This window comes from Streptomyces sp. NPDC056373 (assembly GCF_042262425.1).
Lineage (GTDB): Bacteria > Actinomycetota > Actinomycetes > Streptomycetales > Streptomycetaceae > Streptomyces.
In genome coordinates this window covers 1-14722 of record NZ_JBHJPX010000020.1, presented here as the reverse complement: position 1 = coordinate 14722, position 14722 = coordinate 1, and the positions used below count along the sequence as shown (strand labels likewise).

General features: G+C 68.1%; 15 protein-coding genes. 10 read left to right on the top strand and 5 right to left on the bottom strand.

All coding sequences use genetic code 11. The features are described from left to right. Positions 1–68 precede the first annotated feature (68 nt). Positions 69–1832, top strand: coding sequence for an FAD-dependent oxidoreductase (locus tag ACFCXS_RS33740; RefSeq protein WP_376647170.1), 1764 nt, complete (start codon positions 69–71; stop codon positions 1830–1832). A gap of 16 nt (positions 1833–1848) precedes the next feature. Here the strand turns inward: ACFCXS_RS33740 and ACFCXS_RS33735 are convergent, their stop codons facing one another. Continuing rightward, complete coding sequence (locus ACFCXS_RS33735) at positions 1849–3036, bottom strand: PotD/PotF family extracellular solute-binding protein (protein WP_376647169.1); 1188 nt, start codon at positions 3034–3036, stop codon at positions 1849–1851. 179 nt (positions 3037–3215) lie between these two features. Here ACFCXS_RS33735 and ACFCXS_RS33730 point away from each other — a divergent pair, with 179 nt between their 5' ends. The 4 genes from ACFCXS_RS33730 to ACFCXS_RS33715 all read left to right on the top strand — a co-directional run bounded on the left by ACFCXS_RS33730 (position 3216) and on the right by ACFCXS_RS33715 (position 6593). After that, the gene (locus ACFCXS_RS33730; protein WP_376647168.1) at positions 3216–4094 is read left to right on the top strand and encodes a hypothetical protein; all 879 of its coding nucleotides are present in this window, start codon (positions 3216–3218) and stop codon (positions 4092–4094) included. Positions 4095–4113: 19 nt separating this feature from the next. After that, positions 4114–4752, top strand: a complete 639-nt coding sequence (locus ACFCXS_RS33725; protein ID WP_376647167.1) for a nucleotidyltransferase domain-containing protein — start codon at positions 4114–4116, stop codon at positions 4750–4752. Between the two features lie 219 nt (positions 4753–4971). Next, entirely contained in the window at positions 4972–5550 is a 579-nt protein-coding gene (locus tag ACFCXS_RS33720; protein WP_376647166.1) for a hypothetical protein, read from the top strand. A gap of 302 nt (positions 5551–5852) precedes the next feature. Further along, positions 5853–6593 carry an alpha/beta hydrolase gene (locus ACFCXS_RS33715; RefSeq protein ID WP_376647278.1) on the top strand — a complete coding sequence of 247 codons (741 nt, stop codon included), beginning with the start codon at positions 5853–5855 and terminating at the stop codon, positions 6591–6593. A 244-nt stretch (positions 6594–6837) separates the two neighbouring features. Here the strand turns inward: ACFCXS_RS33715 and ACFCXS_RS33710 are convergent, their stop codons facing one another. The 3 genes from ACFCXS_RS33710 to ACFCXS_RS33700 form a co-directional block, all read right to left on the bottom strand. Next, the gene (locus ACFCXS_RS33710; RefSeq protein WP_376647165.1) at positions 6838–7443 is read right to left on the bottom strand and encodes a dihydrofolate reductase family protein; all 606 of its coding nucleotides are present in this window, start codon (positions 7441–7443) and stop codon (positions 6838–6840) included. A gap of 200 nt (positions 7444–7643) precedes the next feature. Beyond that, complete coding sequence (locus tag ACFCXS_RS33705) at positions 7644–8732, bottom strand: Ku protein (protein ID WP_376647164.1); 1089 nt, start codon at positions 8730–8732, stop codon at positions 7644–7646. A 394-nt stretch (positions 8733–9126) separates the two neighbouring features. Further along, positions 9127–9975, bottom strand: a complete 849-nt coding sequence (locus ACFCXS_RS33700; RefSeq protein WP_376647163.1) for an alpha/beta hydrolase — start codon at positions 9973–9975, stop codon at positions 9127–9129. 392 nt (positions 9976–10367) lie between these two features. On the opposite strand from ACFCXS_RS33700, the gene ACFCXS_RS33695 reads away from it, so the two are divergent. The 5 genes from ACFCXS_RS33695 to ACFCXS_RS33675 all read left to right on the top strand — a co-directional run bounded on the left by ACFCXS_RS33695 (position 10368) and on the right by ACFCXS_RS33675 (position 13431). Then, complete coding sequence (locus ACFCXS_RS33695; RefSeq protein WP_376647162.1) at positions 10368–10889, top strand: transposase family protein; 522 nt, start codon at positions 10368–10370, stop codon at positions 10887–10889. Positions 10890–10898: 9 nt separating this feature from the next. Further along, a complete protein-coding gene (locus ACFCXS_RS33690; RefSeq protein ID WP_376647161.1) occupies positions 10899–11384 on the top strand; it encodes a transposase in 486 nt (161 codons plus the stop codon). Between the two features lie 111 nt (positions 11385–11495). Then, complete coding sequence (locus ACFCXS_RS33685; RefSeq protein ID WP_376647160.1) at positions 11496–12593, top strand: pentapeptide repeat-containing protein; 1098 nt, start codon at positions 11496–11498, stop codon at positions 12591–12593. 125 nt (positions 12594–12718) lie between these two features. Further along, positions 12719–12985: a hypothetical protein gene (locus ACFCXS_RS33680; protein WP_376647159.1), complete on the top strand. Its 267-nt coding sequence runs from the start codon at positions 12719–12721 to the stop codon at positions 12983–12985. Beyond that, positions 12982–13431, top strand: coding sequence for a nuclear transport factor 2 family protein (locus tag ACFCXS_RS33675; RefSeq protein ID WP_376647158.1), 450 nt, complete (start codon positions 12982–12984; stop codon positions 13429–13431). The genes ACFCXS_RS33680 and ACFCXS_RS33675 overlap by 4 nt, the downstream gene beginning before the upstream one ends. A gap of 366 nt (positions 13432–13797) precedes the next feature. Here the strand turns inward: ACFCXS_RS33675 and ACFCXS_RS33670 are convergent, their stop codons facing one another. Next, the gene (locus ACFCXS_RS33670; protein ID WP_376647157.1) at positions 13798–14277 is read right to left on the bottom strand and encodes an RICIN domain-containing protein; all 480 of its coding nucleotides are present in this window, start codon (positions 14275–14277) and stop codon (positions 13798–13800) included. Positions 14278–14722: the final 445 nt, after the last annotated feature.

The window sequence follows — 14722 nt, the reverse complement described above, 5'->3', positions numbered from 1 at the left end:
TGCCTTCCGGGATTGCTGCCTCGCCCCTATCCTCGTGCGGCCGGTGTTACCAACGGTAAGGGGTGGCGATGCGAGGTACCACACGCAGAGGATTCCTGGGCACGGCCGCAGCCGCCGGAGGCGGTACGGCCCTCGGAACACCGGAAAGGGCATCGGCCGAGAACGCCTCCGCACCGCAGACCGTGGCGGTGCTGGGCGGCGGCGTCGCCGGGCTCACGGCCGCCCATGAACTCGCCGAGCGCGGCTTCCGGGTAACGGTCTACGAACGCAAGGCACTTGGCGGCAAGGCCCGCAGCATGGACGTACCGGACAGCGGCACCGGCGGCCGACGCCCCCTGCCGGGCGAGCACGGCTTCCGCTTCATCCCCGGCATCTACCACAACCTGCCCGACACGATGCGGCGCATCCCGTTCCCCGGCAACCCGGGCGGCGTCCACGACAACCTCGTCGCCCCCAAGGAGATGCTGTTCGCGAGATCGGGCGGCCGGGAGGACATCCGGATCCCGCTGCCCTGGCCCGACAGCACGCCGGCCGAACTCACCCCCGACGCGATCCGCCGCGCCTTCACCGCCGTTCTGGACACGGCCTTCCACCTCCCCCTCCACGAGGCCCTCTACTTCGCCAACCGCTTCCTCGTCTTCCTCACCAGCTGCGACCAGCGCCGCGACACCGTGTGGGAACGGACGCCCTGGTGGGACTTCGTGCGGGCCGGACGGATGTCCTACGACTACCAGCGCGTCCTCGCCGTCGGCATCACCCGCAACATCGTGGCCACCAAGGCCGAGGAGGCCAGCACTCGCACGGTCGGCACGCTGCTGGAGGCCTTCGCCTTCAACCTCCTCGGGCGGGGCGCGGACGGACCACTGGACCGGATCCTCAACGCACCCACCAACGAGGCCTGGATCGACCCCTGGGTGACCTACCTGAAGTCACTCGGCGTGGAGTTCCACGTCGGCTGGACGGTACGGGATCTGACCCTGGACGCGGGCGCGATCTCCGGAGCGGTCGTGGAGGACCGTTCAGGCGTGCGCCGGACCGTCACGGCCGACCACTACATCTCGGCGATGCCCGTCGAGCACGCCCGCCGCACATGGAACTCCGCCGTCCGCGCGGCCGACCCCCGGCTGGCGGAGTGCGACCGCCTGGAGACGGACTGGATGACGGGCATTCAGTTCTACCTGACCGAACGCATGCCGATCGTGCACGGCCACCTCGACCTCATCGACTCCCCGTGGTCGCTGACCGCGATCGCCCAGGCCCAGCACTGGCCCGGCCGCGAATTCCCGTCCGACTACGGCGACGGTGCGGTCGCGGACTGCCTGTCCGTGGACGTCTCCGAGTGGGACCGTCCGGGCATCCTGTACGGCAAGACCGCCAAGCAGTGCACCCGTAACGAAGTCGCACGCGAGGTGTGGGCACAGCTGAAGGCGTCGCTCAACGACAGCGGCCGTACGGTCCTGAAGGACTCCGTGCTGCACTCCTGGTTCCTCGACCCCGCTGTCGACGGCCTTGGCACACCGCATCCCGTGAACGACGAACAACTGCTCATCCACCCGGTGGGCACCTTCCATCTCCGCCCGCAATCGGCCACGAAGATTCCCAACCTCTTCCTGGCCGGCGACTACGTGGCAGTACCCATCGACCTCGCAACCATGGAGGGCGCCAACTCCTCGGCCCGCCAAGCTGTCAACGCCCTGCTGGACCGATGCGGGTCCACCGCACGACGCTGCACCGTGACCCCGCTGTACCGAGCCCCCGAACTCGAGCCCCTCAGACGCCACGACCGCACCCGCCACCTCCTCGGCCTGCCGAACGCCTTCGACATCGGCTGAAGGCCGTAGCCCCCGCTCACAGGCCCGCGATCTGATTCCACCGCTTGCCGAACTCCACGCGCTCGTCCGGGGCGACGTCCCGTGCGATGGCGAGCCGGCTGCGCATCTCCTCGTCAGGGAAGATCAACGGGTTCTCGGCGAGGGCCGCGCTCTCCTCGTCCCGGGCGGAGGCCAGGACGTCACGGGCGGCCGGGACCGGGCAGACATAGTTGACCCAGGCGGCCAGCTCGGCGGCGACCTGGGGATCGTAGTAGTAGTCGACGAGCCGCTCCGCATTCGCTTTGTGGCGTGCGAGGTTGGGAATCATCAGCGACTCGGCCCACAACTCGGCGCCTTCCTCGGGGACGACGAACTCGATGTCCGGATCGTCGGCCTGGAGCTGGATCACATCCCCCGAGTACGCCTGGCACGCCAGGACGTCACCACTGGACAGGTCCTTGATGTAGTCATTGCCCGTGAAGCGCCGGATCTGCCCTGCCTTCACCTGCTTCTCCACCTGGTCACAGACGACGTGGAAGTCGTCGGCCGTCCACCGGGTGATGTCGACGCCGTTGCCCTGCATCAGCAGCGCGAAGGCTTCATCCAGACCGGACAGCAGGGTGACCCGGCCCTTCAGGTCGCTCGCCCACAGATCCGAAACCTGCCGTATCTCCCGGCCGGTCGTGCGCCGGTTGTACGCGATCCCGGTGATGCCGGACTGCCACGGCACCGTGCACTTGCGCCCGGGGTCGAACGCGGGCGAACGCAACTGCGGGTCGAGGTACCGGGTCACGTTCGGCTGCCGGGCCCGGTCCATCTCCTGCACCCAGCCGAGCCGCACGAACCGGGCACTCATCCAGTCGCTGACGACGATCAGATCGCGGCCGGTGGGCTGGTGGTTCATCAGCGCCGGGCTGATCTTCCCGAAGAACTCGTCGTTGTCGTTGATCTCCTCGTCGTACTCGACCGAGATCCCGGTGCGCCTCTCGAAGGCCTCCAGGGTGGGTCGCCGCGACGGGCGCTCGTCATCGGTGTCGATGTACAGCGGCCAGTTCGCCCAGTTCAGCCGCTGATCGGTGGAGGACAGATCGACGGCGGCGCGGTCGCCGGGGCGTACGTACGCGGCCGGGACACCACACCCGGTGAGTCCGCCGAGCACCGCGCCGGAGCCCAGCGCGCGCAGCAGCGTACGGCGGGAGACCGGAGGGATCGTCTTCAGGGGCATGGGGGCAGCATGCCGCGCCCGGCGACGACCGGACAATCGACACCGCGTCGAGAGGCCGGGCACCGGTACCGGACACCTTGCCGGGTCCTCGGTAAAGGGGTTGTTATGACCGCCGTCATGACAGATGCTGCCTCTCGGTGTCGCCGCAGCCGAGCAGGACGAGCCGGGAGGGGCCGAAAGTGAGCGAAAGCGTCGCACGGGCGATGTGGGAGAGATTCGAACCGGTCCACCAACTGGTCTACTTCACCCCCGAGGTGCGCGAGGCCGTGGAGGGCCTCGGACTGCGCGGCTACTGGATGGGCTACTTCGCCTTGCGCGCGGCGCCGCTCGGCCCTGTTCCCACCGCCGTCGTCACCAGCAGCTTCTACGTCTTCCATCCCGGCCGGGCGGCCAGCGTGCTGCCGGACGCCTGGGATCTCGCCCCTCCGAAACAGTTGATCGAGGTGCGCGAGCGTGCCATGGGCGACGCGATGGCGAACTTCTACGGTCCGGATGTGATCGCCTCCCCCGAGCTCGCCGAGGCCGCCGACCTCGCCTGGGAGGCAGCCCGCGCTGCGGACACCGGGGGACGGGTGCTCGGCGCGGCCAATCAGGAGCTGCCGCGCCCTGCTCAACCCCACGTCAGGCTCTGGCAGGCGGTGACCACCTTGCGCGAACACCGCGGCGACGGACATGTGGCCGTGCTGGTGGGCCGTCGCGTGGGGCCGGTCGAGGCGCTGGTACTCAAGAGCGCGACGGGTGAAACCGACGCCGAGTTCCAGCGGCGGGTCCGTCAATGGAGCGTCGAGGAATGGCGTTCGGCGCGGGCGACGCTGCGCGAACGAGGCTGGATCGACGAGGAGGGGAGCCTCACCAGGGCTGGAGCGGCCGCTCACGAGCAGATGGAGGCGGACACGGACGCGGCTGCGGTGACACCGTGGCAGACGCTCGGCGCCGACGGCACCGCCCGCCTCGCTCACCTTCTCGAACCGCTCGCGCGACGCGTCCTGGACTCCGGAATCGTCCCGACCGGCAACCCGGTCGGGCTGACGGAGACCACCTGGGGCGCGCCGTCGTGACGCGGCGACGGTTGTGCCGATGACCGGAACCGTGCCGCCCGGCGGTGTCGTGCCCGACGCGGACGAACTGGATGCCCGCTGGGCGGATGCCTGGCGTCCGGAGGAGGTCGCGGAGCGGTTGGCGGGAATCAGCGCGCCCTGGTGCGTTGCAGCGGGGTGGGCACTTGACCTCTTCCGCGGCGGACAGTCGCGGTCGCACGGCGATCTGGAGATCGCCGTGCCGGCTGCCAGGTTCTCGGAGATCCGGAACCGCTTCCCCGAGTACGAGTTCGACGCGGTGGGTTCGGGGCGAGTCTGGGCGGAGGCCGGAACCGAAGTGCTGGCGGCAACGCATCAGACCTGGGTGCGGGATCCGGCGAGCGGCCGGTTCCTGTTCGACGTCTTCCGTGAGCCGCACCAGGGTCTGACGTGGATCTGTCGGCGGGACGAGACTCTCCGGCTGCCCTACGACGCGATCATCGAGCGGACGGCGGACGAGATTCCCTACCTACGGCCGGAGTTGGTACTGCTGTTCAAAGCGAAGGCGCTGCGGCCCAAGGACCAGACGGACTTCCACGGGGTGCTGCCGCTGCTGAGCCCGTCACGACGGAATGCCCTGGGCGGGTGGCTGGAGCGTGTGCACCCTGGGCATCCCTGGCTGGCGGACCTGGCCGAGTAGCGGAGCGGACCGCACCGGTACGCGAAGATCATCGCAGGGTGAACGTTTCGACCGGCCCCGGCTGTACGCCGAAGCAGTTTTGTTGGAAGACCAGCATGAGCAGGAGCGCGGACAGACCGACGACGATGGCCCGTCGCCACGTACGCGGCGACGGGCCATGCAAGTAGTAGGTTCGCGGCAGACGCCGAGCAAGATCCGGGGGGATCCATGAAGTGGGCCATGAGTGACGACTACGCAGCCCTGCTGACCACTTTGATCGTCGCGATCTTCGCTGTGGGGACCATCCAGACATACACGCTCATGCGGCTGCTGGGACAGAAGCTGAACGAAGACGCCCGGCGAAAGGCCGAGGCACAGCACCGCGTGCTGCGGGCTCTCAGGGACGCGCAGGCTCCCGAGGAGCAGGACCTGACGGACGCTTACGAACCGGCCGTGGACAGGATCGGCCTCCCGCGCAAAGAACTGGCCGTCTACACGGCCGGCGTCACCTGGACCGGCATGGTCATCGTCCTCGGCACGCAGCAGATCAAGATCCTTCGCTGGGCCGGGTCCGCTGCTCACCCCAAGGATCCGGAGCTGGCGGAAGGCTCCTTCTTCCTGGTGTCGATCGCCATCGCAGTGCTGCTGGTCGAAGGCGTGGTCCGCGCGCTTGCACAGAGCCACCTGGAGTTCAGGGCGATCACAGCTCCGTTGCGGCAGTACACGAAGGCCGACCGCAAGAGAATGCGGCAGGTGATCAGGCAGTACCGCAGTAGCGGCCAGGTACCGACACCGCCGGCTCCGCCGTTCAGCCCCTGACACGCCACGGGCAAGCGGAGAGCACACTCCATCGGGCCCGCCGCAGCGCGCTCTCGGCACCACAGCCGCGGCCGTGCCCAGGTCGGGCGCGTATCCGGCGCTGTGGTGTCCAGCGACAGGACCTCCGCAAAAACCCGCTGGCGGAACCACGGCGGCCACTGCTACGTTTTTGACAGGCCGTGCGAAAGAGCGAGGAGGTGGTACCCGTGAACGTATCGACATGGGTGCTCCCCTCCGGGGTCACGGTCGGGCGATAGGTCGCCCGGGAGCGCCGTTCAATGGCACTCCCGAAAGGCACGACCGTGCAGTTCACTTCTGAACAGCGTCTCGACGACGCTGTTCTCGAGCGCGAATTCACCCTCGGCGAGATTCCCGGCGTCTTGTGGACGCCCGAAACCCCATCCACATCCGCACCTGCGCCGCTGATCCTGCTCAGCCCCCCTCCTCTCGGGCTGCGCACGTCGTACCCCCGGCTGGTGGCCCGAGCGCGGCACTCCGCGGCGGAGGGCTTCGCCACGGCCAGCATCGAGCTCCCGGGACGGGGCGACCGGCCCCGTTGGCCCGCCGCCGAGCAGGCGCTCGCCGACCTGCGCCGGGCCCTGGAGGCCGGCGAGCCGATCGGCGACGAGATCATCGACGCCCTCATCCTCCCCCTGGTCGACAAGGCCGTCCCGGAATGGCAGACCGCCCTGGACGCTCTCCTGTCGCTGCCGGAGCTCGGCGGACCGGTCGGGTACTCGGGGGGAGTGATCTCCATCGGGACCCGACTCGCGGTGGTCGAGCCGCGCATCTCGGCCGCTGTTCTGTTCGCCGGGAGTTTCATCCCTCGCGCCGTCTTCGAGGAGGCCCGCCAAGTCACCGTTCCCCTGCACGTCCTGCTGCAGTGGGACGACGAAGGAAACGACCGGCAGGCGGCCCTGGACCTGTTCGACGCCTTCGGCTCCAAGGAGAAGACCCTTCACGCGAACATGGGCGGCCACACCGGCGTCCCGCAGTTCGCAGGGGACGCCGCCGCACAGTTCTTCACCCGACACCTGAAGTGACGCCGGGCCGTAAGGCCATCAGCAGACGGTAGCCGTGCCGGCCAGGATGCCGCTCGCCCGGCGACAGGTCCCAGCCTTCCTCGGCTCTCCCCACCACGGGCCCTTGCCGGACTGCCGGCAGGGGCTCGTGGCCGGGCGGCTCGCGGGAGTCCACTTCGGCTCGATGGCCGCGGCCGGAGATGGGCCCGTCGCAATCGTCAGCGTGCTTCCTGGTCGCTCAGCCCACCGCCGGGCGAGGGGCGAGTCACGCCGGGACGCCGAGCGGCGGGTGGTCGAGCACGCGGGGCCTGTACTCGACCAGCTGGATACGGCCGTCGAAGGTGCGATGCTCGATCATCTCGAGGGCAACGTCCGGGTAGCCGTCGTAGATGCGTTCTTGGCCCGTGGCCCCGGTGATCACCGGGAACATCACGACCCGGAAGCGGTCGACGAGTCCGGCTCGCAGCAGGGACCGGCACAGGCCGAGGCTGCCGATCGTGCTGAGGAGCCCCGAGCCACTCGACTTCATGGCGCGGACCGCCTCGACGGCGTCGTCGCGGACGAGCGTGGAGTTGGCCCACGTCAGTGGCTCCTCGAGCGAGGAGGAGAACACCACTTTGGACGCCTGCGTGAGCTCGTCGACGGACGCCTCTTCTTCGGGCCTGAACTCGTCTTGGCCCTCCGGCACCTCGCCCGCGGCAAAGCCCGACATCAGGCGGTACGTGTTCGCTCCCATCAGGTAGGTGACCTCGGGCTGCTCGCCGAGCCATGCGAGGTACTCCGGGCCCTCGAGGCCCCAGAACCCGGGCCAGCCCTCTCCGGATGCGTAGCCGTCGAGAGAGGTGATGAAATCGACGAGAAGCTCCGACATCGTGGTGTCCTTTCCTGGGGTGTCATGAGCTTGGACCGGCCGGGAGCCACAAACTCATCGGCCGCGCTGTGGAGCAGCGAGAAAACGAACGACGCTGCACCCGATCAGACCGACGGAGCAGCACCCGTCCGTGGGGCCGGTGCGCGGGCGCGGGCGAAATGAGCCTCGGCCCGGACGGCCTCCCCAGCATCGGCGCGACCTCAGGCGGCGCTCTTCTTGCGGCGGCGGCCGGCGCGGGCGAGAGCGTCGACGAGCTCCTCGCGGCTCATCCTCGACCGGCCGGGGACATCGTGCTCGGCGGCCAGCTGGTACAGCTCCGCCTTGCTCAGCTGCCGCAGCTCCCTCTTGCCCGCGCCGCGCAGATCGCGGGAACCGGCCGATGCGTGGGATGCCGTCGGCGGAGCCTTCCGGGCGGCCGGCTTCCGGGGCGTCTTCGCAGCAGGCTTCCGTGCCTTCTCGCCCGTCGGCTCCGGACGCTTCGACTTCGGCCCGGTGGACCTCCTCGGGCCGCCGCGGGCTTGGTCGAGGCTGCCCTGCAACGCCTGCATCAGGTCCACGACGTTGGTGGCCGACGGCGCCTCCTCGGCCGCGGCGACCTCCTGACCCTCGCCCTTCGCCTTGACCAGCTCCCGTACTTTCTCCTGATAGGCGTCCCGGTAGCGGGAGGGGTCCCAGGGCCGTTCGAGGGAGTCGACCAACTGGAGTGCCATGTCCAGTTCCTTGCCCTTCCCCGCCCTGCCGGAGGGCAGCTCAGGGAGTTCCTTGCGCGGGTCGCGGACCTCATCGGCCCAGTGGAGGGTCTGCAGCACCAGGACCTTGTCCTCCGCGCGAAGTGCCGTCAGGTACTGCTTGCCGCGCATGACGAACGTTGCGACGCCGACCCTGTTCGACTGCGCCAGCGCGGCCCGCAGCAGCTCGTAGACCTTGGTGTACTCCTTGCCGCGCGGCGCGAGGTAATAGGTGCGGTCGAAGTACACCGGTTCGATCTCCCCGAGGTCGACGAAGTCGGTGATGTCGATGGTCTGAGAGCGGCCCGGCGCGATCTCGTCCAGCTCCTCGGGTTCCACGATGACGTACTCGCCGTCGCCCACCTCATAGCCCTTGACGATGTCGCCGGTGCCGACCTCCTCCCCGGTGCGTTCGTTCACCCGGCGGTTGCGGATCCGGTCGGCGGTGCCGCGCTGGAGTCGGTGGAAGTGGACGGTGTGGTCCTCGGCCGCGCTGTAGAGGCCGACCGGCACGCTGACCAGGCCGAAGGACACCACACCGGTCCAGATCGCGCGTGCCATGACCGCTCACTCCCCTCGTGCCGCCGCAGGGCTGGTGTCCCTCTCATGAGACACCGCAGGTCAGCGGTCCGCACCTTGTGATCACGGTCCGTCCCGGCGAGCACCATGACGGGCGCCATGCACCACCGGCGTTCCTCGGTAACGGCATCGACCGAGTAGTGGGCGAGCGATCGGTCCGGTTCCACGACGTCCACGCCGACGTGGAACCGGCTGGCAAGCTTGCGCGTCTCGGCCGGCTGGACCTCTCCGCGGCAGAGCGCGTGGCTGTGCCATGCCCCACTGCTGCGATTGCGAGCGCGGGGGGTCTTGCTGCTGACCGACCCGACCCGGTTCACGCATGCCCCGCTGAGGGAGGTCACCGCAGCCGGCGCCAGGTTGGACAGGCAGGTATCGGTCATTTGCCTCCGGGCCGCCACAGCCAGCGCAGAGCGTCCGGCAGCAGGACGCCGCCGTGGTTGGGGCTGTGGCCGCCGTCTCCCAGGACAAGGCGGAAGTCGTAGCCCGCTTCGGCGAGAGCGGCCGCCACGCGCAGGTTCTCGGCGAGCCAGTTGCGCTGTGGCTCATTCCAGTGCAGGTCGCGGTGACCGCTCTGCATGAAGATGCGCAGCGGCTGGCGGGGGACGCGGGATATGAGGTCCGGGTAGGGATTGCCGCCCGGTATCTGCGCGAAGCTCGAGAGGTATCCGATGACGCGAGAGAACTTGTCCGGACGCAGCCACGCGGCGGTGAAGGCGCAGTTGCCGCCGCTGCTCCCGCCGCAGATGCCCCACCTGTCGGACGGCTGGGCGAGGGTGTAGCGCTCTGCAACGTGCGGGATGATCTCGGTGAGGAGGAAGGTGACGTACCGGTCGTCGAAGGCGTCGTACTCGTTGTTGCGGTTCTTCGGGTTCTCCGCGTGGGGGAAGACGCCAGGATCGACGAACACGCTGATGGTGACGGGAATGTCGCCGCGGTGAACGAGGTTGTCCAGGACGATCGCGCCGCGCACCTGCCCGGCAGGGTCCAGGTACCACCATCCGTCCTGGAACACCATCAAGGATGCCGGTTCCGCCGGGTTGTACTGTGCGGGCACGTGGACCCAGAACTTCCGGAAGGTTCCCGGGTAGACCTTGCTGTCTTTCCACTCGTGCTCGACCGTCCTGCCGGCGGGCACACCTGGTTGTGGAGCGGAATCGGGTCCGTGGATGTAGTGCACGTCGGACTGGTCGATCGGAAGTGGCCGGTAGGGCATCCGCAGGGTCACGAGGAGCAACCGTAGGACGACCACCACCCGTGGCCGCAAGGGGTTTTGGCCCAGCCGCTCCATCTCGCAGCTTCAGTACGTGGCTGGAAAATGCGCAGTGTTCCTGAACACCAGAGGAACCTCTGCTCGCAGGTGGTCCTCGATGCCCGCCCTCGCGACGGCTCAGCTTCTCAAACGCCGGCATACCCCGGTTCGCCTCTGCTTCCTGGAAGGGGCAACTGGGCAGTCCCGCACGGAACCTGGCCGTGGGCTGGCTGTGACGTCGTTCAGCGGGGTCTGGCACAAGTTCCGTGCGCTCACTACGCATTGTAGTTGTTGATCTTTGGTTGGGGCGTCGGAAGTCGCCTTGATTTCGCTCCTCGTTCGGCAGACAGGACCGACATTCGATCGCCGTGGACGAGGTGTCGCGTCAGCTGCAAGAGGTGCTCTTCCCGTCGGTCGCTGGAGTCGCGGTCGCGTCGGTCGAGGCGGATGGCGAGGCGATACGCATCGAGGCCCGGTGCGCTGCGGCCGGTGCGGCCTGTCCGGGCTGTGCCAGCTGGTCGGAGAGGGCGTACAGCTCCTACCTACGGTTCCCGGCGGATCTTCCCAGTGCCGGGCAGCGGGTGGTGCTGGCCTTGCGCGTCCGGCGGTTCGTCTGCGCCCCGCCGTCGTGTCCGCGCCGGACGTTCGTGGAGCAGGTGCCGGGGCTGACCCGCCGCCACGGCCGGGTCGCCGAGCCGCTGCGGCAGGCCACGGGCGCGATCGGGCCGACGCTGGCCGGCCGGGCCGGGGCCCGGCTCGCGAAACTGATGGGGATCGCGACCAGCCGCAGCACGCTGCTGCGCCGGGTGATGGACCTGCCCGACCCGCCCGCGACCGAACCGCGGGCGGTCGGAGTGGACGACGTCGCGCTGCGCCGCGGGCACGTCTAGGGGACTGTCGTGATCGACGCCGAGACCCACCGGGTGCTCGACCTGCTGCCCGAGCGCGACGCCGCCACCCTGACCCCGTGGCTCACGGCCCATCCCGGCATCGAGGTCATCTGCCGCGACCGCTCTGGCGTCTACGCCGAGGCGGCCGCCACCGCCGCACCCCAGGCCCTCCAGGTCGCCGACCGCTTTCACCTCTGGCAGAACCTCGCCACCGTGGTCGAAAAGACCGTCGATGCTCAAACGGCAGATGTTCGGCCGATTCGGCTTCCCGCTCCTGCGGAAACGCGTTCTCCTCGCGTGACGCCACGCAGTCGGCGTAGGAGGCAGGGCGGCATTTCCGCTCCCGGTTGGTATGCGTGCCAGGGGCGTGGTTCGGGTACGAGGCAGGTGGTCTGGTTGGCTAATGCCGGAGGTCCGTTGCGCGGGCTATTGGTGCGTCACGCCAGTGACGCATGGGGGGAAGGGGGGCGTAATGGGGTGGTTCCCGCGCGATGAACCCGCGGTCGTCTGCGACCCCGTGATCGTCAGCGGGGCTTTCTGGCCGTTGGGTCGAGCTTGACTACGGCTGAGAGGAATTCGAGTCCGACTCCGCGCGGTGCCCTGCGCTTGCGGCTGGGCCTGCATGTCGCCGTAGTGCTGGTGTTCGCCTTTGCCGCGGCGATCACAGTCTTAGGACTGCTGTGGCTGATGCTGGGGGCGCCTCGGGTGCAGGTGTCCGGACCGCTCAAGCCCGGTGACACGTACGACGCCATCAAGATCGCATTGGCTGTTGTAGCAGGAGTCGGCGGCGTTGTAGCACTCGTAGTCGCCTACCGACGTCAGCATCTTAATGAAGCGGCCGATGCCCGCGAGTATGAAAAGGTGCTGGTCGAACGTTTCGGCGCTGCGGCCGAGCAACTCGGAGCGGACCAGCCGGCTGTTCGGATGGCGGGCGCCTACGCGATGGCACGGCTTGCCGATGAGTGGCTGCAGGAACGGCAGATGTGCATCGACGTGCTGTGCGGCTATCTGAGAATGCCGCATGCTCCCGATCCACCTACCGATGATCAGGCGTTTGTGTGCTGGCAGCGCGAGCGGGAAGTGCGTGTGACCATTTTAGGGCTCATCGGTGCCCACTTGCGCGATGGTGCCCCCGCGTCCTGGCAGGGCTACGATCTCGACTTCACCGGCGCCGTCCTTGACGAGGCCGACTTTCGTCGCGCCCGTTTCACCGGCGGCGACATCATCTTCGTCAAGGCGCTCTTCGTCGGTCACGGCCGGGATCAGGTCGTCTTCGATGATGTCGACTTCGCCGAAGGCACCTGCGTCTACTTCCGGCTCGCCGAATTCCGCAGCGGCTCCCTCCGCTTCAACCGTGTCACCTTCAGCGGCGGCTGGGTCACCTTCGACCATGCCCGCTTCACCGGGGCTCAAGTGAACTTTCGCGACGCTGCCTTCACAGCGGGCGAAGTCCCCTTCGAGGGCGCTGAGTTCTCCGGCGGCTCCGTCGACTTCACCGGCGCGACCTTCACCGGCAGCACAGTAAACTTCGGTGAGCACCATCTTCCATCCGTCTACACCACGGTGCCGCCCGCCCTCTTCAACGGCGGTATTGTTGACTTCTCCCAAGTAGCCGAATTCACCCACCCCCCGCAGTTCGGCCTGCAGGTGAGGCCCCCCGGACTGCGGCTTCCTCCTGACACCAGCATCTCCGACCTGCCTTGATAAGGCAGCCCGTGAGTGCGTCGTGGCGGTCAGGACTCTCCAGCAACAGCCCACCAGTGGTCGCTTCGAGGGCCAGCAGCCCGGCCCTGCTCAACGCGCTTCACTTGGCGGGGAAACTACTCACCGTGACCTCACCACAGAAGTCGTGCCAGACCCCGCTGAACAACGTCACGGCCACCGTGGGCGGCAGCCCGGCACTTGTCCGGCAGCCTCTGCATCCGAGTCCACCGCTGATGGTCATCCGTCCGACGATTCTGCGCGTGATCGCCCACGGCCCAGATCCACATTCGCAACAGGCCCAAGGCGTGCTGTGGAAGTGCCGACCGCGCCGCACAACGGTGTCCGATTGCCGCCGGCAAGATCCTGCTGCGGTGCTCATGCTGGCGGCATGACGATGTCATCCACTACGGACTCAGTGACAGTCCTCTCCGGCATGTATGCGGCCGAGGCGGAGTACTTGGCGGCAGGAGGCCCAGGCGAGGCCTCGTTCGACCTGCTTGCCCCCTTCTTCGCGCCGGATGTCGAACTGCATCAAGCAGAATCCCTGCCCTACGGGGGCACTTGGCGGGGGCACAACGGCATGGCGCAGTTCTTCCTCGTGATGGGAGAGGTGTGGGAGTCGTTCGACATGGTGGAGCAGGAGTTTCTTTCCACCGGTGAGACTGCGGTCGTGCTCACACAGGTACGTGCTCGCGCACGTGCGACCGGCCGTGAACTCAGCTTCCCGATTCTGCAAGCGATCACGGTCAAGGACGGGCGGATCACCGACGTCCGTCCGTTCTACTGGGACACGCGGGCCATAGCGGACGCCTGCGCCGTGTCGGCACCGACACACTGAGGTCCACGGCAAAGTGCCCCCGGGCCTCACCTATCGCCTGCGGGGAAGATCGTTCGACTGAAGCCCTGCAGTGCTGTTCGCCGCGAAGGCGACCGCCCTTTCACGACCGCGCATGCTGATCAGCCCCGCCCGGTGATACCGGGTGGGGCTGACTGCTGTGTAGGAGCCGGGTGCTGGCTCGGGTGGGTAGGGGTCGGTCAGCCGCAGTCGTTGCGGTTGATTTTCACGGAGTGCAGCCGCGCAGGCCCTGGACGGAACACGGGGAAACGGAGCCGGGAACGGGCATCGAGGCGAGGGCCGGTGCGGCGAGCGCCGCGGCACGCATCAGGTTTCTGAGCACATGGCGGCGCGCGTGCTCGTGGGCAGTCATCCCTGGTCCTGGGAGGAGGGGTAGACCCGCCACAGCTGGGAGAGGTTCGGGCCGCCCCACATGCGAGTCAGGCCCACCAGCCGGTCGTTGCCCTGCAGGTGGTCGGCGATCGCCAGTGCGTAGCGCGGGTGCACGACCGAGACCATGTAGAAGTCGTTGCCACGCTCTGTGTGGGAGACCAGCCGCCAGTGCTGGTTGAGGCTGTCGGTGCGTTCTCGAAGGGTCACGACGTCGGGCGGGTTGGCGCCGGCGGTGAGACAGCGCTGGTTGGCGTAGGACTCGATCCGTACGGTTCCGTCGGCGTTCTGCCGCAGGAACCAGCGGTGTGAGGTGTTGTCCTTGGCGAACGGGTCCTGAGCCCAGGTCTGGGTGTGGTTGCCGACACCGTCGTGCCAGTCGTTGCACATGAAGTAGGTGCCGGTGACGTGATGGGTCATGGTCACCGATCCGCCCGCGAGCAGTACGAGGTCGGTCAAGTCAGTGCTCCTCAGCCTGGGGAGTTCTTTCACGGGAGAGGGGCGCCCCTGGAACTCAGAGTAGCCAGCCGGCTCCTGCTCCACCGCCTGGCGATTCAGTCGTTTCACGAGGCCGGAGCGTGTCCGGGAGGTCTCGAACGCGTAGACGGCGCGATGGAGGTCTTCCAGGCGGGTCGTCACCCACAGGTCGCGCACGTGACGCAGCCTTGCGGCGGTACACCGCGGGATTCAAACAGGCGAGGGAGAACGGCCGTGGCATCCAGGAGCGGCAAGAACGGGAAACGGACAGCCGCCCCGATGATGTGCTGTCTCATACGCGGTCTGCGCCACGCCCGGACGCCGGGCTCGGGTGTCGATCTTCTATGTAGTTACGACATGAGAACGCTGCTGACCTGCTGTGCTTAGAGTTCAGAGATGATGTTGTGACCTTGACTGGTATGACATC